The organism is Streptomyces sp. NPDC096105 (assembly GCF_044763335.1).
In the GTDB taxonomy this organism is placed as follows: domain Bacteria; phylum Actinomycetota; class Actinomycetes; order Streptomycetales; family Streptomycetaceae; genus Streptomyces.
In genome coordinates this window covers 367,705-389,114 of the sequence record NZ_JBIWGC010000002.1, presented here as the reverse complement: position 1 = coordinate 389,114, position 21,410 = coordinate 367,705, and the positions used below count along the sequence as shown (strand labels likewise).

Genomic DNA, 21,410 nt, shown 5'->3' with positions numbered 1-21,410 from the left:
CGTCCGCCGCCGGGTCAACAGAGCTGAGTCAGCCAGACTCAACTCTTATCCGCTCCTTACACGCAACCGCTCGCTGACCTGCGACGACGCACTGGCGACACGTTGACGCGGACGGAAAACGGGGGTGACGGGGCGCCTCACCAGCACCAGGACGAGCACCGCGGCGGCCGCCGCGACCCACCCCACCGCCCCCGGGGACAGCCTGCCCGTGTGCACGCACACCCCGACCAGCGCCGCCCCCGCGGACCCGGCGCCCAGCAGCACCGGCACCGCGCGGGGCGCGAGGCCCAGCCGCCGCAGCCGGTGCCCGAGGTGGTCCGGCCGCCCGCGCGTGACCGGACGGCGGTCGAGGCGCCGCCCGAGTACCACCAGGACGGCGTCCGCACACGCCAGCGCCGTCAGCGCGGACACCACGGCGACACCGGCGCCGATCCCCTGCCCGGCCCGGACGAACACCGCCGACGACGCCAGCACGAAACCGGTGAACAGCGCGCCGCCGGCCCCGAGGCCCGCCTGCGCGGGGAACCAGTTGTGCAGCAGGAAACCGGCGAGCGCGGCGGCCAGCACGCCCAGCAGCGCGGCCAGCCCGTCCATCAGCTCGGCCGTGGCGCACGCGGCGGCCCCGAACGCGCCCACCGCGCCGACCGTGCCGGCCAGCCCGTCGGCATGGTCCAGCCCCCGGAAGGCGACGGTCGCGGCCACGATCCACCCGGCGGCCAGCACCCCGCCCGCCACCCCGGTCTCGCCGTACGGCACGACGAAGGCCGCCGCCACCGCCGTACCGGCCGGCGCGACCCACCGGCGCAGCCGCCAGACGTCGGCGGCCAGCCCGAGCGCCGCGACGCAGCCGGCGGCGGCCACCATCCGCCCCACCCCGGCGCCGAGGGGCACCAGACCGGTGGCGTCGGCGGCCGTCGCGACCAGGGCGGTGGCCAGGGCGACGGCCGTCCCCCCGGACAGCGGCACGGACCGGCGCCGCCTGCGGTCGGCGATCCCGAGGCGCAGCGCGGGGACCCGCAGCACCCCGGTGAGGAGGGCGGAGAGCAGCAGTGCGGTGGCGGCGGCGGCGATCCCGGAGAGCACGGATATAAGTTAGGGGCGTATCGACCGATTTAGCGTGAATAACACGATCGGATCCCGAACGCCACCCGGGACGGTCGCCGGGGCCCTCACCTGGCACCCTTGTGGGTGTGCGGGGCGAGTGCGCAGGTCACCCGCACAGGCAACCCTCAGCGACTCAGATCACCCCGCGCCCGGCTACAGTGCGGCCGAAGATGGGGGTAGTCTCAGACGGACTGCATAAGTTACCGCTTAGTAATCTCGGGGAAGCCGAACGGCGCACCCCGGCGAAGCCCCCGACAAGCCACTCCACCCCCTGAACCCCTCGCAGGCCCGAGGAGCCCCCATGCAACTCGCCGCGATCATCGTGTCGCTGGTCCTGGCCGTGGTCGGCGTTGCGCTGCTCGCACGCGCGATCGGCCAGTTCGTCCGGTACTTCAAGCTGGGCCAGCCGGTCCCGGCCGGCGCCCGGACCGACAATCCCTACCAGCGCAGTGTGACCCTGGTGCGGGAGTTCCTCGGCCACACCCGCATGAACCGGTGGGGCATCGTCGGCATCGCCCACTGGTTCGTCGCCGTCGGCTTCCTGACGCTGCCGCCGACCCTCGCCCAGGCCTTCGGCCAGCTCTTCCAGGCCGACTGGGTGCTGCCGGTCATCGGCGGCTTCCTGCCGTTCGAGATGTACATCGAGTTCATCGGTGTCATGACGGTCCTGGGCATCGCGGTGCTGATCGTGATCCGCCTGCTCAGCCTGCCGACCCGGCCCGGCCGCAAGTCCCGCTTCACCGGCTCCAAGTCCGGCCAGGCGTACTTCGTCGAGGCCGTCATCCTCACCATCGGCCTCGCCATCTACGTGCTGCGCGGCCTCGAGGGCGCCCTGCACCACGTCGACAGCTACGAGCCCGCGTACTTCGCCTCGTACCCGCTGGTCCTCGCCTTCGACGGCCTGTCCGTCGAGACGCTGCAGAACCTGGTCTACCTGACCGCCATGATCAAGATCGGGACGTCGTTCGTCTGGATGATCGTCGTCTCGCTCACCCTCAACATGGGTGTCGCCTGGCACCGCTTCCTCGCCTTCCCCAACATCTGGTTCAAGCGCGAGGCCGACGGTTCCACCGCGCTGGGCGCCCTGCCGCCGATGACCTCCGGCGGCAAGCCGATCGACTTCACCGACCCCGGTGACGACGACGTCTTCGGCGTCTCCCAGGTCGAGCAGTTCTCCTGGAAGGGCCTGCTCGACTTCTCCACCTGCACCGAGTGCGGCCGCTGCCAGTCGCAGTGCCCCGCGTGGAACACCGGCAAGCCGCTCTCCCCGAAGCTGCTGATCATGTCGCTGCGCGACCACGCCCACGCCAAGGCGCCGTACCTGCTGGCCGGCGGCGGCAAGACCATGGAGGGCGAGGAGAAGGCGTCCGAGGAGCAGCTGGCCGGCGTGCCCGCCGCCGCCCTCGCCGAGGCCGAGCGTCCGCTGGTCGGCACCGCCGAGGAGAACGGCGTCATCGACCCGGACGTGCTGTGGTCCTGCACCACCTGCGGCGCCTGCGTCGAGCAGTGCCCGGTGGACATCGAGCACGTCGACCACATCGTCGACATGCGCCGCTACCAGGTCATGATCGAGTCCGCGTTCCCGTCCGAGGCGGGCACGATGCTCAAGAACCTGGAGAAGAAGGGCAACCCCTGGGGCCTGGCGAAGAAGCAGCGCCTGGAGTGGACCAAGGAGGTCGACTTCGAGGTCCCGGTCGTCGGCAAGGACATCGAGGACCTGTCCGAGGTCGAGTACCTGTACTGGGTCGGCTGCGCCGGCGCCCTGGAGGACCGCGCCAAGAAGACCACCAAGGCCTTCGCGGAGCTGCTGCACATCGCGGGCGTGAAGTTCGCGATCATGGGCGGCGACGAGAAGTGCACCGGTGACTCCGCCCGCCGCCTCGGCAACGAGCCCCTGTTCCAGGAGCTCGGCATGGAGAACGTCATGGCGCTGAACATGGCGTTCGGCGAGGAGACGGACGACGACGGCAAGGTGACCGAGGAGTCCCGCAAGCCCAAGTCGGCGAAGAAGATCGTCGCGACCTGCCCGCACTGCCTCAACACCCTCGGCAACGAGTACCCGCAGCTCGGCGGCGACTACGAGGTCATCCACCACACGCAGCTGCTGCAGCACCTGGTGGACGAGGGCAAGCTGATCCCGGTCACCCCGGTCGAGGGCCTCATCACCTACCACGACCCGTGCTACCTGGGCCGCCACAACAAGATCTACACGCCGCCGCGCGAGATCATCGGCAAGGTCCCGGGCCTGCGCAACGAGGAGATGCACCGCCACAAGGAGCGCGGCTTCTGCTGCGGCGCCGGCGGCGCCCGGATGTGGATGGAGGAGCGGATCGGCAAGCGCATCAACAACGAGCGCGTCGACGAGGCCCTCTCCCTCGACCCGGACATCATCTCCACCGCCTGCCCGTTCTGCCTCGTCATGCTGACCGACTCGGTCAACGGCAAGAAGAACGACGGCAAGGCGAAGGAGTCGACCCAGGTCGTCGACGTCGCCCAGCTCCTGCTGGAGTCGGTCAAGACCCCGATCGACCCGGCGGGCGAGGAGGAGTCGGAGCCGGCTCCCGAGCCGGAGCCGGTGAAGTAACGCGCACCGTGCAGTGAAGGGGCCGCCCGGGGGCGGCCCCTTCGGCGTCTCCCGGGGCGGAACCGGTGCGGCGGCGCGGCCCCTCACCCCGCGCGGGCCGGAGGCCCGCAGGGGGACGGCGGGGGGAGGGCCGACGGGAGCTCCGTGCGGCGGGTGATGCCGAGTTTGCGGTAGGCCGCCGTCAGGTGGGTCTCGACCGTGCGGCGGGCCAGGTGGAGGGAGGCCGCGATCTCCGCGTTGGTGCGGCCCTCGGCCGCGAGGGCGGCGATGCGGCGTTCACTGCCGGTCAGGGCGGCCGGGCCCGTGCGGGGGGCGCCGGGGCGGCGGGCGCCGCCCTCGTGGAGCAGGTCCTCCGCCACGCCGCGCAGCCGCACCGCGCCGAGGCGTTCCGCGTGCTCCACCGCCTCGTGCAGCGCCTCCCGCGCCTGGGAGCGCTCCCGGAACCCGAGCAGCAGCCTGGCGTGCGCGATCAGCGCGGCGATCGGCTCGGCCCCGCCCGGCGTCCCCGCAGCAGTCCGACCGCGCGGGACGTGAGCCGCAGACCGCGCCGGCCGCCCGTCGCCTCGCCCAGCATCCGCAGCGCCCGGCCCCGTATCCGCGCGGTGCCCCAGACCTCGGCGAGCCGCGCCTCCTCCTCCGCCAGCGCCAGCGCCTCGTGCGGCCTGCCCAGCGCGAGCAGGCACTCGGCGGCGCCCACGCGCCACGGCGACACCACGGACAGGTGCGCCCCCAGGGACGCCTGGCGGCGCCCGCACTCCAGGAAGTCCTCCAGCGCCCGAGCCGGTTCCCCGGACGCGGCCCGCAGCACGCCCCGCGCGTACAGGAAGCGGTGGGTGCGCCAGGAGTCCGGGGCGGCCGGCGGGTCGAACCCGTCCACCAGCCGCGCGGCCTCCTCCGGCCGTCCCGTCTCCACCAGCGCGATCACGGCCTGCGTGTGCGCGCTGGTGGGACCGGACCCGGACGACCAGGTCGTCGGCGTGCGGGCCAGCGGCTCCGCCAGGACGGCGTCGTAGTCGGCGCGGGCCGCCGCGACGTCCACCCGCACGTCGGCCAGGATGTGGTGCATCGGGTGCAGCAGGAACGACGCCAGCGGGTCCAGCGCCCGCCGGACCAGTCGCTCGGCCGTGTCCAGCTCGTCCGCCCAGTGCGCCACGAGCGCGGCCATGCCGTGCAGGAACGGTACGGCGAGCGGGTCGGCGGAACCCTCGGTGAGCGCGCGGACCCGCTCCATCGCCTCCCGTGAGGAGATCAGGCCGGCCGTCGCCCCGTGCCGCACGGCGAGCATCCGGTGGGCCGCGTCGAGCAGGTCGGGCCCGTCCCCGACCGGCGCGGGCGGGGGCGGCTCGTGGCCGGCGCGCGCCGCGTGCGGGGTGGCGTCGGACAGCAGCACGGTGACCGCGCGCAGGGTGCGCACCAGTCCGGGCCGCCCCGCCAGCCGCTGCTCCTCCTCCCGCAGCATGCGCTGGGCCGCCACGGTGTCCCCGCTGCGGGCCAGCGCCGTGGCCAGGGCGATCGTCGCCCGTACCCGGTCCCGCGAGTCGCCGGGCAGCCGTACGGCCTGGGCGAGCCGGGCGAGTCCGCCGGACGGGTGGGCGGCGCACTCCAGGGAGCCGAGCTGGATGAGGACGGCGGCCCGCCGGACCGGCTCCATCGGTTCGTCGAGGGCGCGCCGCAGGAACGCCACGGCGCTCCGCTGCCGGTCGGCGCGGGCCTCCTCGGCCGCCGCGTCCAGCAGGACGTCGACGGCCCACGGCTCGGCCACCGCGGAGCCGTGCAGCAGGTGCCAGGCCACCACGGCGACCGGGGCGCCCTCCCGCATCAGCTCCTCGGCGGCCGCGCGGTGCGCCTCCCGGCGCCGCCCGCTGGTCCAGCCGCTGAGCACGGCGTCCCGCAGCAGCGGGTGGGCGTACCGGTGCGGTCCGCCCGCGTCCCGCCGCAGCAGGCCGAGCCGGGTCATCGCGGTGAGCCAGCCGGTGACCCGGTCACGATGATCCAGGCCACCCGCGACCACTTCGCCAAGCGCGCCCCGGTCGGCCCGTCCGCCGTGAAGGCGTCCCGCTCGTACACCGGGCACGGCGCGGGCCTCGCCTTCGACAAGCTGAACAACACCTGGTGGGGCCCCGGCATCTCGCAGGCCGCGGAGGGCGAGTGGCTGGAGGTCACCTTCGACCAGCCGACCCGCCTGCTGGACCTCGTGATCACCCCCGGCACCTCCACCCGCGCGAACGAGCTGTCGGAGTCCGCCCTCCCGCGCCGCATCGACGCGCAGATCACCCGCGTCGACGGCGAGAAGATCACCCGGACCCTCACCCTGGACCAGAGCGCGGGCGGCCAGCGCCGGTCGTTCCGGGTCGGCGAGGTGACGGCCGTGCGCTTCGTCCTGCGGTCGGCCTACGGCGCCGGCCCGGAGAAGCAGGTGGCGATCGCCGAGATCGAGTTCTTCGGCCCCTCGAACACCACCTCCTGACGCCCCCGCCGGGCCCGCCTCGGGGCGGGCCCGGACACGGGTCCGGGTACTCCCCTTAGGGGATGTCACAGCTCGGCAGCAATGCCCCGCCGGGTGGCCGACCCCGGACACACGGCCGCCCGGGAACAGGTACGTTCAAGGACGTGGCTGGATTCAGGATCGGACGCGGACGGAACAACGACGGGGCGCCTCAGGCGCGGCCGCCCCACCCCCCGCACGGGCAGCAGACACCGCCGCCGCCGTACGGCTACCCCCCGGCGCCGCAGCCGCCCGCCCACGGACACGGCAGGGGCGCAAGCCCGTGGCCGCAGCCGCACGCCGGCCAGGGCGGCCCGCGCGGCTACGGCGGGCACGGCGAGCCGGAGTACTTCGGCGACGGCGGCTACCCTCCCGGCCCGCACGGCGCCCCGCACGACCCGTACGCGGCCAACAACCCCGGTCACACCCAGGCCTTCTCGATCGACGACCACTACCACCCGGACGACACCTACCAGGCGCCCCCCGGCCCGGTCGGCCCCCGGCTGCCGTGGAAGGACCTGCTGAAGGGCATCGTCACGTCCCCGCAGCGGACGTTCTTCCAGATGCGCGACTACACGGTGTGGGGCCCGGCCCTCATCGTGACGTTCCTCTACGGCCTGCTCGCCGTCTTCGGCTTCGACGGCGCCCGCGAGGACGCCATCAACGCGACGCTGTCCAACGCGATCCCGATCGTGCTGACGACGGCCGTGGCGATGGTGCTCAGCGCGTTCATCCTCGGCGTGGTCACCCACACGCTGGCCCGCCAGCTCGGCGGCAACGGCGCGTGGCAGCCCACGGTCGGCCTGTCCATGCTGATCATGTCCCTCAGCGACGCCCCGCGCCTGGTCTTCGCCATGTTCGCGGGCGGCGACGCGATGTTCGTGCAGCTCCTCGGCTGGGCCACCTGGGTGGCGGGCGGCGCGCTGCTCACCCTGATGGTCAGCCGCTCCCACGACCTCCCCTGGCCGAAGGCCCTGGGCGCGTCGTCCATCCAGCTCATCGCGCTGCTGTCGATCGTGAAGCTCGGCACGTTCTGACCGGCCGGGCGCGAGGAAGGGGCTCCCCGAGGGGAGCCCCTTCTTCCTGTTCCGGTCCCGGCACCGCCCGACTCAGGAGTCGAGCACCTGCCCGTCCCGCCGCACCACGGGCGGCTGAACGCTCCACGGGAAGTTGATCCACTCGTCGGTGCGCTTCCACACGTACTCGCACTTCACCAGCGACTGCGTCTTCTCGTAGATGACGGCGCTGCGCACCTCGGCGACGGCGTCGAGGCAGAAGTCGCGGACCAGCTTGAGGGTCTTGCCGGTGTCGGCGACGTCGTCCGCGATCAGCACCTTCTTGTCGGTGAAGTCGATCGCGTTCGGGACGGGCGCGAGCATGACGGGCATCTCGAGCGTGGTGCCGACCCCGGTGTAGAACTCGACGTTGACCAGGTGGATGTTCTTGCAGTCGAGCGCGTAGGCGAGCCCGCCGGCGACGAAGACGCCGCCGCGCGCGATGCTGAGCACCACGTCCGGCCGGTAGCCGTCGTCGGCGATGGTCTGGGCGAGCTCGCGGACGGCGACGCCGAACTGCTCGTAGCTGAGGTTCTCGCGCACGCCGCTCACACCTGCGTCCGGTGGAAGTTGAGGTAGGACCGCGAGGCCGTGGGCCCGCGCTGCCCCTGGTAGCGGGAGCCGTACCGCTCACTGCCGTAGGGGTGCTCGGCCGGTGAGCTGAGCCGGAACATGCAGAGCTGCCCGATCTTCATGCCGGGCCACAGCTTGATGGGGAGCGTGGCGAGGTTGCTCAGCTCCAGGGTCACGTGCCCGGAGAACCCGGGGTCGATGAAGCCGGCCGTGGAGTGGGTCACCAGCCCGAGCCGCCCCAGCGAGCTCTTCCCCTCCAGCCGGGAGGCGAGGTCGTCGGGCAGCGTGATGACCTCGTACGTACTGGCCAGCACGAACTCACCGGGGTGCAGGATGAACGGCTCGTCCCCCTCCGGCTCCACGAGCCGGGTGAGGTCCGCCTGCTCGACGGAGGGGTCGATGTGCGGGTACCGGTGGTTCTCGAACACCCGGAAGAAGCGGTCGAGACGTACGTCGATGCTGGACGGCTGCACCATGGATGCGTCGTAGGGGTCGATCCGCACCCGCCCGGCGTCGATCTCGGCCCGGATGTCCTTGTCTGAGAGAAGCACGTCCCGAGAATACGCAAGGCGCGCGCGACGACCGAAACCGGCCGCCCCACGCGCCCACGCTCTCTGTCTGCGGGTTTCCCCCGCCGCTCCTGCCCTGCCGCTCCTTACGGCTACCGGCTACCGGCTACCGGTTACCGCTTCTGCAAGGTCACCGGCACGACGCTGCGAAGCCGCGCACAGCGCGGACACCGCAGCAGCCGGCCGGGGCCGAGGCGCTCGGCCTGCTGCATCGGGAACGAGGTGGCGGTGAACACGTGCCCATCGGCACAGCGGACGACGGTGCGCTCCATCAAGTCCAAGAGTCCCTTCCCCAAGAACCGCGTCTGGCTTGCTGCCCTGACGACAAAAGCCACGTTACGGGATGAAAGGAACGGCCCTCCAGGCGGCACCCCGGACGCACGCCACGGCCTCACGGTACGCCCCGCCGTCTGCCCCCCGCAGCGGCTTCCACACCTTGAACCATCCTGAAACACGGTCAGGCCCCCGGGTCTTGGACACCGGGGGCCTGGCATGAGGTACAGTGATCGAGCGTCCGGACCACTCCGACGGAGCAGATCTGGATCTTGCGCGGGTGTAGTTTAATGGTAGAACATCAGCTTCCCAAGCTGAGAGCGCGAGTTCGATTCTCGTCACCCGCTCCATGAGAAACCCCCAGGTCATCGACCCGGGGGTTCTTTGTTGTCCAGACCGGTGAGCGGGTGCCGCACCACAACCGCACCATTAGCCCGCCGAGGGTTCTTCCCTGTGGTGCGCACGCTCGTCGGTGTGGTGCTTCGCACGCTCGGCGCGTACGAGGTCGTCGAGCCCGGCGGCGACCTCCCGCTGCCGCTCCTCGTCGGAGTGCTGATAGATCAGCGCCGCCTTCTCGGAGGACTGGCCGGCGCGCACCATCGTGTCCCGGAGGGTGGCACCCGAACGGGTCGACAGGGTGTGTCCGGTGTGGCGGAGGTCGTAGAAGCGGAAGCCGTCCGGGAGACCGGCGACCTCACGGGCCCGCCGCCACTTCCGCCCGAAGGTCGTACGCCGGAAGGCCGCGCCCTTCTCCCCCACGAAGACCAACCCGTCCGGGCCCTTCTCGGCGAACCAGTCGAGGTGCCGCCTCACCTCCTTCCGGAGGAAGGGCGGGAGGACGACCACGCGAGCCCCCGCGTCGGACTTGGTCGGCCCCGGAGCCCGCTTGCCGTTGGTCCGCTCCGGCTCGGCGACCCGCACGCGGATCACCAAGTTGTCGACGTCGACGTCCCGACGACGGAGGCCGGCCAGCTCCTCCGGCCGCATCGGACCGTAGGCGCCGAGGTAGACCATGAGCCGCCAGCGGATGCCGATCGCGTCGGCGAGCGCGTCGACCTGGGCGACGGTGGCGATACGCCGTTCAGCGGCCGACTCCTTGCCCGCGCCCTTGATACGGCAGGGGTTGCGGCTGATCAGGTCGTCGTCGACGGCCGTCTCGAGGATGCCCTTGAGGAGGCGGTACGCCTTGGCGACGGTGGTCTTGGCACGGGTGGCCCGGAGCCGTTCGGCACGCCACTCACGCACGCGCGGAGCCGTGATCTCGTCCAGGTCGAGCCCGCCGAACGCCGGGAGGATGTACAGGCGCAGCAGGTGCCGGTACAGATCCTCGGTCCGAACGGCCAACTCCCGCTCCTCGACCCACTTCTCGGCGTAGACACCGAAGTTGACGGCCCCGGCATCGGGAGCGCGCCAGTCCTCGCGGCTGAGGTCCGCCTCGACCTGGGAGAGCCAGATCTCGGCGTCCTTCTTGGTCGCGAAGGTCTCGTCCGCACGGATGCGCTCACCGTCGGGCCCGAGGTACGAAGCCGTCCACCGGCCGGACCGGTACTGCCGCACCGCACCGAAGCGCCGACGCCTGCCCTTCTTGTTGGCCATCAGGCAGCCCTCCGCAGTCCGGCACGGCGGAGCCTCACCGGTTCCACGGTGTGGGCGGCGAGGTAGTCGCGAACGGCGCTCTCGGGGATACGGACGTGCCGGCCGACCTTCACGTACCGGATGCGCCGCTCCTCGACGAGCCGCCGCGCGAAGCGGACGCCCGTGCCGAGACGTTCGGCGACCTGGTCCACGGTGAGGAGTCGCTCCATGGTCACCACTCCCCCTCGGCCCCGGCTTGGTCGCGTAGTGCTTCGCGGGCGGTCTCACGGTTGAGCCGGATGTCCCGGGCGATGGTGGCGGCGAGGGCGGATTCACCGGGGGTGTGGCCGTGGCCGGCGTACTGCCAGTCCGCCAGGACGAGGACGGTCTCCGGCTCGCGGTCGTCCAGGCCGAGGGCCCCGACGTCCTGTGCGGCGCGGTAGTCGGCGCGTGCCTGGCGGAGTGCGCCGAGGGTGGTGGAGTAGTGGCGGGACTTCGAGGAGAAGTGGCCGCGGAAGCCGAGCATGTGCGCCCAGGCCCACAGCCGCCGGTCCGGATATAGCGGGTCGAGGTCGCGGCAGGCGGTGATGAGGCGGCGGGTGTGGTCGGGCACACCGTGGCGGTCGAGCTCGGAGATCTCCCCGATGCGGCGGTCGAGGGTGCCGGTGTTCTCCGCGGCCTTGGTGGAGTACTTGGCGACGTACGAGGCGACGGCCTGTTCGGTGATGTCGGAGCCGTCCCCGAACGCCTTCACCGGCCGGACGTCGAGCTGTGTGCCCCAGCGGAACGACCGGGCCGGCTGGTCCCCGGCGGCCGGGACCGAGACCGACGTGTAGGAGTGCGCCGCAGCCGCGTTGATCGCGTCGGCGAGGACACCGACCGTGGCCCACGCAGGCGGCGGTGTTCCAGGACCCTCCGGCCCGTCGAGCCGGATCACCGCATGGAAGTGCAGGGCACCCCGCTTCTGGAACTCGGCGACCTTGCCGTACGAGAGGCGGAGGTGATCGGCGAGTTCCCGGCGGGGAAGGTTACCGCGGGCGGCGAGTTCGCGGCGGAGCCGGGTGGTGAAGCGCTGCCAGATCTGCCCGGCGTGGTTGTTGAAGAGGACGGCGCCCGCGTAGTCGTACGTCGCCGGGTCGAGGGCGGTGCCCAGTTCGGGTGCGTCGGGAGCGTGGCGGGTGCCGCAGCGGCAGACGCCGTGATCGGGCCGGTTGTGGACCGGGCCGAACGAGGGCGCGGTGAGCGTGGCGAAGACGCGCGGGTGATCCCGGACGGTGGCGGGAATGTCGCGGCGGTCGTCACCGGCGAGGCCGGCGCGGATGAGGTGATAGGTGTCGCCCGCGTAGGTCCAGGCGCAGGCCGGGCAACGGGAGGCGCGGCGGTTGCCGCAGGCGAGACGGAGGCGTCCGCCGGGTTCATCAGCGGTGGTGTAGTGGTGCAGGGTCTCGCCGCTGGTCTTGTCCTTGTGGAGGGTCCAGCCGGTGAGGTGGATGGGGTCGGAGCAGCCGCCGGTACGGCGGATCTGGTCTTCCCATCGAGTGTAGTCGTCGGCCGAGGCCACCCGCAGCAAATCGCCGAGGACGACCGGGTCGAGCAGAGGCTCAGGCGCAAGTGAGGCGCGATGCGCCATGCTGGGTGCTTCCTTCCGGTTGAGAGATCGGACAGGGACGGCTCCCGGGCGGCGGATGCTTGGCGGTATCGAGGCCGCCCGGGGGCCGGTCAGCGACGCTTGGCGTCGGCGTTGACGAGCGAGCGGATCACCAGGGCGCAGACGGCGACCGAGGCGCCCGTGATGGCGACGGCCAGGAGCATGGAGACCAGGACGGCGCCGACGACCAGGACGACGGCCGTGCCGCTGCCGACGAGGGCGAGTGCGGTGCCGGGGGTGAGCTGGACCGTGGGCCGGGACGGAACCGGGGCCGGGGCGACGGGGGCCGGCGGGGACGGGGTTCCCGGGATGATCGTGGTCGGCTCGACGACGTCAGGCGGGATGACCCGGCTGGTGGGCTGGGGCATGGTCGGGAGCTTGGGCCGGAACATGAGCGGATCTCCTTACTTGACGGCGGTGTCGATGACCGGGGCAAGCACGCTGTCGGCGAGGAGGAAGCCGCCGAGGAGGAGCACGGCGATCAGCCACCAGGGCGGGCGGACGAGTTTGACGCCGAGCCAGCCGACGACGATCAGGGCGAGCCAGAGCGGGACGTCCATGGCGGTGGCCTCCTAGCGGACCTTGCAGCGGTGGGTACGGGCGGCGAGCTGGGCGGCGGAGCGGTTGGTGTAGTCGGCGGACCAGCCGCAGCCGTCGTTGCTGCACACGGCGGCGTGCTTGGTGGTGCCGTGGCGGTCGCGGTGGGTGCCGATCTGCACCGGGCCGATGCGCATCACGGAGTGGAAGAAGTCGCGGGCGGGCATGTCAGTCGGTCTCCGTTCGGGTCAGGTTCGGGTCGGGGAAGGCGGCGCGGATGCCGGCGGCGGTGGCCGGGTCGGCAGTGAGGCGGGCGGCCTCCTCGGCGAGCAGGTGGGCGAGGAAGGGCCGGTTGGCAGCGGCCATCTCGCGGGCGGCGTCGAGGTGGTCGGCGGCGGTCAGGTCGGCCGGGTCGACGAGCACGAGGTGCCCCCTTTCGGTGTCAGGCGAGCTGGGCGGCGATGGCGTCGGCCAGGTGCGGCGGGACGCCGAGGCGGGCGCGCAGGGTGTCGGTGTCGATCCGGGCACCGGTCCGCTCCTCGTGGTCGGCGGCGACCTTGCGGGCGTGGTCCACCAGCGCGGCCGGGACCGGAACGGCCGGCGGTGCCGGAGCGGAGTGGACGGGCGGGAGGGACGGGGCAGCGTCGGCGGAGTCGACCGGGGCCGGCTCCGGCTTAGCAGCGGGGGCCGGTTCGGGTTCCACCTCGGGCACGGGGTCCGGCACCGGCGCAGGATCCGGCGAAGCCGAGGTGTGGCCCGCGGACGAGTGGGCGAGGAGAGTGCCGCCCATGAAGGCCAGGGCAGGCCAGGCGGCGACCAGGATGCTCAGCCAGGCCGGAACGTCGTCCAGGTCGAGAAGCCCGGCGGTGGCGACGTTGGCGCCGAGCGAAGCGACCAGGGCGATCAGGAACCAGCACCAGGCCAACCGGGACGGCCCGTCCGTGCGCAGCCGTCGCCAGGCGGCGACGAGGAGCAGGTCTACGGAGACCGGATAGGCCCAGGCCTTCCAGCCGTCCTGTCCAGCGGCGGCGGCGAGGTCGTGAAGGTGGGCGAAGGACAGTGCCCCGGCGATGACGGCCTGAACGAGCACGGCGTCCACGCGGAGGGCGGGGCGAGTCATGACGGCTCCTCCTGTGATCAGGCATGGCGGGGGTAGGGACACGGCGCGAAGGACAATCGCGCCGACCGTGGGGTGCGGGAGAGGTCAGGCGGTGGCAGGGGCCGTCTTAGACAGCGGCACACGGGCCGTGGGCACAGGGGCGACCGAGGGCCGGAAGGCCGCCAGGGCGGGAAGATCCGGGGTGCGGTCGGCGTACTTGTTGCAGGTGTTCACGGCCTGCCGCAGCGAGGTGTGCGGGGCGCGGATGCGGTGCCAACCGCCGGTAGAGTCCCCGGCGATGGCGAGCCCGCGAGTCTCAGCGGGAATCTGGATCGCGGCCAGGACCGCATCCGGGGCGATGTCGCCGAAGGCCATGTTCGCCGAGGTTTCGTCGTTGACGCGGTGGGCGGTGCGGCCGGTGAGCTGGGCGCGGAGCATGGTGATGCCCTTGCCGAGTTCGGAGCCGAAACGCTGCCCGCAGATCTCCAGATAGATGCCGGCCGCGCGGCCGAGCTGGGCGAGGCGGACCAGGGCAGTGATGATCCGGTCCCGCCGCTTCTCCTCCTCCTTGCTCGCGAAGAGAGCGAGTTCGGCGACCTCGTCGACCAGGACCACGACCGGCACCGGCCGCAGGTCCTCGGGCAGGTCCCAGATGTCGGCGGCGATCTCCGCATCCGGCACAGCGACGCTGACACGCTGCTCGGCCCGGATGAGCTGATACACGTCCCCCATGTGGGAGACCAGCGCCTCCAGAAGCTCCAGCGCGGTTTCAGGGTTGTCGGCGAGCGCAGAGAACCGGCGCGCCAGCGGAAACAGCTCCACCCCTTGTTTGCAGTCGATGCCGACGAGGGCGACGTGCTGCGGGGCGAGGCCGACGACGAGGTTGCGCTGATAGACGGACTTGCCGGACTCCGTCGCACCGAGGGTCAGACCGTGCGGGACGGCACGGTAGTCGCGGTAATGGACCGAACCGTCCTCCCGCAGTGCGACCGGGACCCGCATCGGACGGGTGTCGGTCTTGGCAGGCATCTGCACCCGCTTGAGCACGTCGTAGCCGGTCATCCGGATCTCGACGACGCCCGAGCGCAGCTCACGGGAGGTGACGCCGTACATGCCGAAGGAGTGGCGCAGCCGGTCCGAGGCGGCGGCGACGTCGAAGGCGTCCTGTCCGGGCCGGAGCTTGAGCCGCAGGATCAGGCCGGTGCGGGTGGGACGCAGCCGCAGGATGCGCGGTGCGCGGGACTCCGGCGCCGGGCGGTTGGTCATCCGAGCCAGCGTCAGACGCCAGCGCGAGGGCGGGACCGTCAGGCCGCAGGCGTCCATGACCGAGCCGTACCGGACCAGGACCCGCAGAACCGCGAAGATGACCCCGAAGGTCAGCCAGTACCAGGCGGGGCGCCGCCACCGCAGGAGACCCGCAGCGGCGACGACCACCAGCAGTAAGACCGTCGGCCACGTCACGGCTCAGGCCGCCTTCGAGGCCGAGTCGACGTCGACCAGCGAGGTGACGGCGACCGCGCGGAAGGCGATCCCGTGCCGCTTCTGGCCGTTGAACTCGTTCTCCCACGGTCGGGCGACCAGGCCGGTGAGCGCCACCGGGGTACCCATGGTCAGCTCACCGGAGAAGCCGGTCTCCGGGACGGTGATGGACAGGATCTCCACCTCGTCGTTGGCCGCGAACATCACGTCGACCGTCATCAGCTTGACGCCGGTCTCCATGTCGGTGGCGATCTCACCGGTACGGCGGTCACGGACCTTGGGCTGTGGGGCCTTGGCGACCATCACGGTGGCACCGGACGTCTCCACGGGAATCTGACGCACAGCAGATCACTCCTTTATAGATGTCGAACTCCATCACTCATGTACATGAGTGATGGAAAGAAGAGTGCCTGACTCCTATACATGAGTCAACCCGCCGCGGCTAAGAAGTCACGACGGGTCGCAAGGAGTTGAGCAGGCGTCAGTCGGCGGCAGGGATCCGGTACTCGAAAACGAACTGGTCAGCAGCCATGAGCGTGTCACAGACCTCGACCACGAGGCCGGCCGTCGTACGAGCCTCACGGATCAGGTGAACCACCGGCGCGCCGGGAGTGAGCGCCAGCTCGGACGCTTCCGCCTTGGAAGCCGGCCGCGCTTGCAGCGTCTCGACGAACTCGGCGAACTCGTGCCCGTGGTCTTCGAGTCGGGCGTAGATGCCCCCGCCGCCGGGGTTCTCGGCGAACAGTTCCGGGATCTCCTTCACGACGTCCCACGGGAGGTACGAGGTGGCAGTCTCGACCGGGGTGCCGTTGCGGAAGTAGAGACGTCGGCGCGCGAGCACCTGAGTGCCGACGGGAACGCCGAGCCGCCGGGCAGGGTCCTCGGGGGCCTCCATGGGCCCGATGAAGAGGACGCTCACCTTGGCCGTGGCACCGGACTGCGCCGACTCCGCGAGATACGCGGCCTTACCCCCCTGCCGATGGGACCGCCGGAAGCGATCGGAGGAGCGGTGCCGCACCGGCGGCCGGTCCTTCACGATCGAGCCCTTGCCGTGTCGGGTCTCGACGAGCCCGCTCGCCCGCACCTCGACCATGGCCTTGCGGATCGTGCCGCCCGAGACGCCGTAGCGCTCCACCAGTTCCGATTCACTCGGCACCATGTCGCCGGGCTTGAGCACACCGGCCCGGATCTGCTGCACAATCTCATCGGCGATCTGCACGTACCGAGGCCCCGACCTGCCCCCCTCTACCGCAGTTCCCATAGTCGTTCTCCGCCTCCTATGCTCCTGTACATGAGTCAATCACAGGAAGCAACGCCCTCACCCCTGCACTCCGTCTCCGTCGCCGGAGTAGTGGTGCGCGAGGACGGGCGCCTCCTGGCCATCCGCCGGGCCGACAACGGCACATGGGAACTCCCCGGCGGCGTGCTCGAACTCGACGAGACCCCGGAGGCCGGCGTAGCCCGCGAGGTCCTGGAGGAGACCGGCATCCACGTCGAGGTGGATGAACTCACCGGCGTCTACAAGAACACGACCCGCGGCATCGTCGCTCTGGTCTTCCGCTGCAAGCCCTCCGGCGGCACCGAGCGCACCTCTGACGAGTCGACGGCCGTCTCCTGGCTCACACCCGACGAGGTCAGCGAGCGCATGGCCGAGGTCTACGCGATCAGGCTCTTGGACGCCTTGGACGGCAACGGCCCCCACGTACGGAGCCACGACGGCAAGCAAATCATCCCAGCGGGATAAAACTTTCCCTACTTCATCAAGGCCCGCGCACGGCGCGGGCGCGCGCCGCCTTGTCGGCGGGGCCGCCGCCCTGTCTTCGCCAGCGGCGGCCCCGCCCGGCGGCGCGCTGCGTGCAAGCGGGGCAAGGACGGGACGTCATCCGCGGGCACAAGATGATGCCTCCGGCGGGGATCGGCCGGCACCGGGATGGAGGGGCGCCGTCGCCGACTGCGGGCACGTAGTGGCGTGCGCGGGGAGCTCCCATCCCGTCCACCGTCGACCCAGGCAGAGCCGAGCAGGCGCGGCCCATGGCGTCCAGGTCGTTCGTACAGTGGTGCGCTCCACCTGGACGCCATGAACCACGCCCGCTCCACGGTGTGTGGGTCGACGGCGGACGGGATGGGAGCTGGGAAGAGTGGTGGGTTGAGGCATCTGAGCATCTGCCTGCGCCAAAGTGATGGAGCATACGACTATGCAGCTTGACTCCGTAGCCACCATCGCCCCTCTGTTCACGGCGGGCGCCGCGCTCATCGTCGGAGGCGTCACCCGTTGGACGCAGCGGGGGGTGGCTGCAGATCGCATTCGATGGGAAGGCAAGCTGGAGATCGCGAAGTTTGACGCTGCTCGGTTCGAGTCGACGCTCCAGCACTTCATTGAGGCCGCTGATGCCGGCAGTCGGTATGTGGTGGCACTCGCAGACATCGACGTGACAGACTTCAAACAGCGGGAGAAGTACGTCTTCGCCATCTTGGAGCCGATCGGGCGGGCCAGGGCGGAGGCCCAGGCACTACCCGACTTCCCAGGCATAGACGAAGTCAGGGCATCCATCGCGCGCCTTGAAAGGATGACGAGGATACCCAAGGACAACAAAGACATTCTTTCCGTGTGGGACCCAAAAGGCATCGGCGACGCAATCATCGTGTTGAGCAAGGGCCGAAGCTGGTACATGCGCGAGGTGACCCGAGTGGATCCCCCGAAGTGGCGGCGGATTCTTCCACGGCGCGGTACGGCTGGTGCAACGGAGTCGCCGGAAGCGCTGTCAAGAGGCGCCGTGGCCGCTGACATCAACGACTGACACGAACGGGAGCGAATCCGCCCGCACCGTGACGGACTTTGGTGAACGTGTCGGTGCCTCCCAGATGGCGCTTCGCAGGGCAGCGGCCTTCTCATGACTGACCTGATAAGAATGAGGCCCGAACCTGTCCCAGGCGCGGCGCCGCCCTCAAGCGGTGGGCGGCGCCCCATCGGCGTAACTCGGCCACTGGGACTCCACCGACCTCTTCCGCTAGCGACGGCGATCAACCTCCTCCCTTCTTACCATGCCTAAGAAGCGGAGCAGCCTCGCGCAGTAGAGTCGCAACGTTGTGGGCTTTGCGGTCCTCAATTGGTGGCGTCTCTCGGCTTGTGCACCGCGAATCGATTTCCCTAAGAATGAGGTGCCGAAGCAGCGACCGCAATATGGCGAATGGGACCGGCGCAGAGGAACTGTACCCAGCATACGCACCTACGGCCTGATTGATCGAGTCGACTGACCTTTCACCCGAATGCACAAAACCTGAGCGCACAGCGTATGACTTTTTTAGCGCCTTTTTAAGGGCGTCGACATTTGAGTTGACCTCTCCTATACGCGGCCCCGAATTCCAGGATCCGCCTGTGATGCCGCCCCTAGCCCAGTCAATGTTCGGCACCCATACAGATAGTTCCTGTTCAAAGAACGCTTCGGTGATCCCACTCGTCGCATAGTCGGCGAATCGCTCACCCAGCCTCATGTGCGCGTTCTTTTCTAGCAGCTTGGACCTGAGCGCTTCCGCCTGCTTATCTGTCAGCGCTTGCGCCTTGATGAATTTTTCCCAGCTTCTAGCCTGGTCCCAGACTTCCCAACCGGGGCTGAATTTGTGAAATTCTCCGGCTAGAGTTTCAATCCCCGCAACGATCAACGTGTAAGCAGCTGCGATATCTGTCGCAAAAAGGAGGCAGGCGCCATAGTGGAGCCTAATGGCAGCAGTGAGGACATCCGCTTCTCGACTCTCAAGCGATCGAATACCACCCAAAAGGGCACGGAAATCTCCATCCAGGTCAAGCCCGTCATCGAGTGGGCCCATGAGTCGACGATCAGGAAGATCAGACATGGGCAGGAAGACCTTCCGGTTGGGCTCTCCCTCCATGGTAAGCGGCTGGGCAGGAACTACCTCTATTCTTCGGTCTGCCACAAGGGTAAGCGCCGCGCCAATGTCGTCGGTTAGCTCGAAAGGATTTCCACCAGCATCAAGCCACCCCACCACATGGAGGTGTTGGTATGTGGCCCCCGGAATGTAGATTTGACTCGCTGGTTCTATCCGCAACAGGCCTTCCGACTCGACTCGATTGGGACCAGGTATAAGGATCTGCCTAAAAGACTCGGCAAACTTGAAATCCTTCTTGGCGATAGCACTGTCGAGCCGGTTCAACCATCGGGATAGATTCTGCATGAGCAAGATTATGCATACGCGGGGGCGCCATCGCTGCGATTTTTGGCAACGGCTCTTCTTCGATCCATCAGCTACACCTCGACGCGCCCCACTACAGCACATGCACTCCACTGCCTCCGGCTAGCTGTGAGGGGCAGGACGAGGGGCAGGAGGCGAGGGGCTGGATCGTCTGTCTGACCTGGTCGTCGGCAGTCCCCTAGGAGTGACACCGACACTACTGTCCGAAGGAAATGGGCGTGCCAGATCGGGCGGGGGAGCTACGGGGAGCACCGGGTATCAACCCAACAAGCGGTTGGACTCTGGCAGTGCTCCTGTCCAGGTCAGTCAAGCAACCTCCCGTAGATCACATGCGCTTCCCAAACTGATAGGCCGGCGGCCGGGAAGGGTCAGAGACCTGCAGCTGGCTCGGTGCTTTCTGGGCAGGAGGGCGACCGCTGGCTCTCAGGTCTGGTCGGTCGGCACAGACGCGGCAGAGTCACTCAGACCTGCGGCCTCGCTGCTGAACCACGATGGATGCGGCCGGGCAGTTGGGCGGCAAGGACCACTCGGTGACGGATAGTCCAGCTAGCTCGATCAACTCTTCCGTGATCCCCAACCTATACAAAGGCGTTTCGGAATGGCGTTGTAGCCACTTAAGCCGCCTCCTCCTTTCCGCTTCAGTTATTTGAACCCAGACGTCCACCATGACGCCTACATGGGAACGCTCTCGTTCACTTTGAAGCCATGATCGACGCACGTAGGGAAGGGATGCCGGATCTTGAGCCAGCAATACCAGAGACCATGCTGTTTCATAATTCAGCGATGGGCCATGATGCATCACTAGCCGATGAGAGCGCCACTGGCTTATAGGCGCCAGCAGCCACCGCCACATTGCAGTCACGGACTCTTCTCCGTAGGCTCGACAACGCGTTTAGCGGGATTAACTGGCCCGTTCCTCGCGAGCCGAGCTGGACTGCTCTAGTTGCAGTTCACGCTTTCGCTGCTCTTCCTTAAGGCGCTCCACGTATCTTGCGAAGAGACGAAGGCGGTCTGCTTCAGCGAGGGGCACGCCGTTCTGGCTCGCATAGTCGTCGAGCATAAATTGAGAAGCGTTGTAATGCTTCTCAATTTCATCTGCAGTGGATTGAAGGTTGTAGCCGCGCTCCCGAAACTTAAAGTATCCGGTAACGCCAGCCGAGATGCCGACCAATGCACTTAGGGCTGACGTGCAAATTGCGAGAACTTTGTTGCTGCCCTCATTCATAGCAGTGAGGGTCGACGTTACGATCGAGCCACTGATGATCAACAGTTGGAATACGTTATGAACCCGCCGATTCCTGCTGGCCCCCTTTCGGTATTGGGCAATGAGATCGAGTGACGCTTCGCGATAGATTCGAAGTCCAGATGGAGAGTCCAGTGGCAAGCGGGCGGCGGCCGTCTGGCGGTCCTGTAACGCGTTACGGAGGGATCCGGCGCGACTAACGATTTTCTTGCGGTTCTTCCAGATGACCCAAGTTAGGGCAATCCAGAGCCCTAGAACAATTACCAGTCCAGCCCAGCGTGTGAAGTTGGGCTTCGACTCCCAAAGCCCAACTATTACCGTATACCCCAGCAAAAAGGCTAGCGCTACGGCACCGACCAGACACAACACGAAAATGCGCTGAAATGTTCTGGAAGCTCGCAGATCGTCTTCGATTTCGTCAAATACTTTTACGCGCTGCCGATACTCTTCCTGTAAGCGCCTTTCTTCCTCTTCTGTCAACACAGAAGGAGTGTGTGTAACACTCCCGGTTGAGCGCGTGTGCCCCCCTGTACCGCCCTGCCCGCTGGTCACAGCACCCCCGTACTCCGAGTCGCTAATTCGATGCGTTGGGAGAGTACGGATAGTTTCAGTGGCTCACAATGCCGCATGGTCACTTGCGGGAAAACAGGCGACCAATGTTACAGCTGTTTCTCAAGTTGTTCGATAACCAGGAACATTCACGCCATGTCAAGCACTGATCTCCTCAGATCATGACGGCAGGAGCACAGGGGGCGCATGGGGGTGCGCAACAAGCGTTACCGCTCAGCCTCCATCCGCACTGCGAGGAGGAAGTATTGCTCAGCTATCTGTGGACAAGCCCGGCCCTGTCGCCCGCAGACCTTGCTCCGACCAGCGACGGTTTCTCCTACGAAGCTCCCAGCATTCCTGCGTAGCAGTCGGCACACCCTGCAGCCACCTGGATTTGGGTGTGAGCCGCGGATGGATCGAACTCCTTA

General features: G+C 68.9%; 24 protein-coding genes and 1 tRNA gene. 6 read left to right on the top strand and 19 right to left on the bottom strand.

The window, feature by feature from the left end; translation table 11 throughout:
• Positions 1 to 45 precede the first annotated feature (45 nt).
• Positions 46 to 1,083, bottom strand: coding sequence for an undecaprenyl/decaprenyl-phosphate alpha-N-acetylglucosaminyl 1-phosphate transferase (locus tag ACIQ8B_RS04605; RefSeq protein WP_403545222.1), 1,038 nt, complete (start codon positions 1,081 to 1,083; stop codon positions 46 to 48).
• A gap of 322 nt (positions 1,084 to 1,405) precedes the next feature.
• On the opposite strand from ACIQ8B_RS04605, the gene ACIQ8B_RS04600 reads away from it, so the two are divergent.
• Positions 1,406 to 3,688 carry a heterodisulfide reductase-related iron-sulfur binding cluster gene (locus ACIQ8B_RS04600; protein WP_290005217.1) on the top strand — a complete coding sequence of 761 codons (2,283 nt, stop codon included), beginning with the start codon at positions 1,406 to 1,408 and terminating at the stop codon, positions 3,686 to 3,688.
• A gap of 83 nt (positions 3,689 to 3,771) precedes the next feature.
• Here the strand turns inward: ACIQ8B_RS04600 and ACIQ8B_RS04595 are convergent, their stop codons facing one another.
• Positions 3,772 to 4,089: a helix-turn-helix transcriptional regulator gene (locus ACIQ8B_RS04595; protein WP_403545220.1), complete on the bottom strand. Its 318-nt coding sequence runs from the start codon at positions 4,087 to 4,089 to the stop codon at positions 3,772 to 3,774.
• A gap of 68 nt (positions 4,090 to 4,157) precedes the next feature.
• Positions 4,158 to 5,645, bottom strand: a complete 1,488-nt coding sequence (locus ACIQ8B_RS04590; RefSeq protein WP_403545218.1) for a hypothetical protein — start codon at positions 5,643 to 5,645, stop codon at positions 4,158 to 4,160.
• 30 nt (positions 5,646 to 5,675) lie between these two features.
• On the opposite strand from ACIQ8B_RS04590, the gene ACIQ8B_RS04585 reads away from it, so the two are divergent.
• Together ACIQ8B_RS04585 and ACIQ8B_RS04580 are read left to right on the top strand one after the other, a co-directional pair.
• Positions 5,676 to 6,155: an NADase-type glycan-binding domain-containing protein gene (locus ACIQ8B_RS04585; protein WP_403545216.1), complete on the top strand. Its 480-nt coding sequence runs from the start codon at positions 5,676 to 5,678 to the stop codon at positions 6,153 to 6,155.
• 62 nt (positions 6,156 to 6,217) lie between these two features.
• Positions 6,218 to 7,210: a Yip1 family protein gene (locus tag ACIQ8B_RS04580; protein ID WP_403545214.1), complete on the top strand. Its 993-nt coding sequence runs from the start codon at positions 6,218 to 6,220 to the stop codon at positions 7,208 to 7,210.
• 72 nt (positions 7,211 to 7,282) lie between these two features.
• Here ACIQ8B_RS04580 and ACIQ8B_RS04575 read toward each other — a convergent pair whose 3' ends face one another.
• From ACIQ8B_RS04575 to ACIQ8B_RS04565, 3 genes are all read right to left on the bottom strand, one after another.
• Entirely contained in the window at positions 7,283 to 7,780 is a 498-nt protein-coding gene (locus tag ACIQ8B_RS04575; RefSeq protein WP_106413264.1) for a phosphoribosyltransferase, read from the bottom strand.
• Complete coding sequence (gene dcd, locus ACIQ8B_RS04570; protein ID WP_093764417.1) at positions 7,777 to 8,352, bottom strand: dCTP deaminase; 576 nt, start codon at positions 8,350 to 8,352, stop codon at positions 7,777 to 7,779. Before dcd ends, ACIQ8B_RS04575 begins: the two co-directional genes overlap by 4 nt.
• A gap of 131 nt (positions 8,353 to 8,483) precedes the next feature.
• Positions 8,484 to 8,642, bottom strand: a complete 159-nt coding sequence (locus ACIQ8B_RS04565; protein WP_167534416.1) for a hypothetical protein — start codon at positions 8,640 to 8,642, stop codon at positions 8,484 to 8,486.
• A 277-nt stretch (positions 8,643 to 8,919) separates the two neighbouring features.
• Between ACIQ8B_RS04565 and ACIQ8B_RS04560 the strand changes: the two genes are divergently transcribed.
• Positions 8,920 to 8,993, top strand: a tRNA-Gly gene (locus ACIQ8B_RS04560).
• A 79-nt stretch (positions 8,994 to 9,072) separates the two neighbouring features.
• Here ACIQ8B_RS04560 and ACIQ8B_RS04555 read toward each other — a convergent pair.
• The 11 genes from ACIQ8B_RS04555 to ACIQ8B_RS04505 form a co-directional block, all read right to left on the bottom strand.
• Positions 9,073 to 10,239, bottom strand: a complete 1,167-nt coding sequence (locus ACIQ8B_RS04555; protein WP_403545211.1) for a tyrosine-type recombinase/integrase — start codon at positions 10,237 to 10,239, stop codon at positions 9,073 to 9,075.
• Positions 10,239 to 10,448, bottom strand: coding sequence for an excisionase family DNA-binding protein (locus ACIQ8B_RS04550; protein ID WP_189480445.1), 210 nt, complete (start codon positions 10,446 to 10,448; stop codon positions 10,239 to 10,241). The genes ACIQ8B_RS04555 and ACIQ8B_RS04550 overlap by 1 nt, the downstream gene beginning before the upstream one ends.
• A gap of 2 nt (positions 10,449 to 10,450) precedes the next feature.
• The gene (gene repSA / locus ACIQ8B_RS04545) at positions 10,451 to 11,848 is read right to left on the bottom strand and encodes a replication initiator protein RepSA (RefSeq protein WP_403545209.1); all 1,398 of its coding nucleotides are present in this window, start codon (positions 11,846 to 11,848) and stop codon (positions 10,451 to 10,453) included.
• Between the two features lie 89 nt (positions 11,849 to 11,937).
• Positions 11,938 to 12,258 carry a SpdD-like protein gene (locus ACIQ8B_RS04540; protein WP_403545207.1) on the bottom strand — a complete coding sequence of 107 codons (321 nt, stop codon included), beginning with the start codon at positions 12,256 to 12,258 and terminating at the stop codon, positions 11,938 to 11,940.
• A gap of 12 nt (positions 12,259 to 12,270) precedes the next feature.
• Positions 12,271 to 12,426 (bottom strand): DUF4175 domain-containing protein, encoded by a 156-nt coding sequence (locus tag ACIQ8B_RS04535; protein WP_215209544.1) that lies wholly within the window; start codon positions 12,424 to 12,426, stop codon positions 12,271 to 12,273.
• Between the two features lie 12 nt (positions 12,427 to 12,438).
• Complete coding sequence (locus ACIQ8B_RS04530) at positions 12,439 to 12,630, bottom strand: mobile element transfer protein (protein ID WP_403545205.1); 192 nt, start codon at positions 12,628 to 12,630, stop codon at positions 12,439 to 12,441.
• Position 12,631: 1 nt separating this feature from the next.
• Positions 12,632 to 12,826 (bottom strand): hypothetical protein, encoded by a 195-nt coding sequence (locus ACIQ8B_RS04525; protein WP_365425949.1) that lies wholly within the window; start codon positions 12,824 to 12,826, stop codon positions 12,632 to 12,634.
• 19 nt (positions 12,827 to 12,845) lie between these two features.
• On the bottom strand, positions 12,846 to 13,523 hold the full coding sequence (locus tag ACIQ8B_RS04520; RefSeq protein ID WP_403545202.1) for a DUF2637 domain-containing protein: 678 nt from the start codon (positions 13,521 to 13,523) through the stop codon (positions 12,846 to 12,848).
• An 84-nt stretch (positions 13,524 to 13,607) separates the two neighbouring features.
• A complete protein-coding gene (locus ACIQ8B_RS04515) occupies positions 13,608 to 14,963 on the bottom strand; it encodes an FtsK/SpoIIIE domain-containing protein (RefSeq protein WP_403545200.1) in 1,356 nt (451 codons plus the stop codon).
• 3 nt (positions 14,964 to 14,966) lie between these two features.
• Positions 14,967 to 15,323 carry a hypothetical protein gene (locus ACIQ8B_RS04510; RefSeq protein ID WP_189480428.1) on the bottom strand — a complete coding sequence of 119 codons (357 nt, stop codon included), beginning with the start codon at positions 15,321 to 15,323 and terminating at the stop codon, positions 14,967 to 14,969.
• Positions 15,324 to 15,462: 139 nt separating this feature from the next.
• The gene (locus ACIQ8B_RS04505) at positions 15,463 to 16,242 is read right to left on the bottom strand and encodes a GntR family transcriptional regulator (RefSeq protein ID WP_210963128.1); all 780 of its coding nucleotides are present in this window, start codon (positions 16,240 to 16,242) and stop codon (positions 15,463 to 15,465) included.
• Between the two features lie 18 nt (positions 16,243 to 16,260).
• Here ACIQ8B_RS04505 and ACIQ8B_RS04500 point away from each other — a divergent pair, with 18 nt between their 5' ends.
• A complete protein-coding gene (locus tag ACIQ8B_RS04500) occupies positions 16,261 to 16,725 on the top strand; it encodes an NUDIX hydrolase (protein WP_210963126.1) in 465 nt (154 codons plus the stop codon).
• 451 nt (positions 16,726 to 17,176) lie between these two features.
• Entirely contained in the window at positions 17,177 to 17,779 is a 603-nt protein-coding gene (locus ACIQ8B_RS04495) for a hypothetical protein (protein WP_210963125.1), read from the top strand.
• A gap of 223 nt (positions 17,780 to 18,002) precedes the next feature.
• Here ACIQ8B_RS04495 and ACIQ8B_RS04490 read toward each other — a convergent pair whose 3' ends face one another.
• Both ACIQ8B_RS04490 and ACIQ8B_RS04485 read right to left on the bottom strand, forming a co-directional pair.
• Positions 18,003 to 19,172: a hypothetical protein gene (locus tag ACIQ8B_RS04490; protein WP_403545197.1), complete on the bottom strand. Its 1,170-nt coding sequence runs from the start codon at positions 19,170 to 19,172 to the stop codon at positions 18,003 to 18,005.
• A 919-nt stretch (positions 19,173 to 20,091) separates the two neighbouring features.
• Positions 20,092 to 20,916: a DUF4231 domain-containing protein gene (locus ACIQ8B_RS04485; RefSeq protein ID WP_210963120.1), complete on the bottom strand. Its 825-nt coding sequence runs from the start codon at positions 20,914 to 20,916 to the stop codon at positions 20,092 to 20,094.
• Between the last annotated feature and the right edge of the window lie 494 nt (positions 20,917 to 21,410).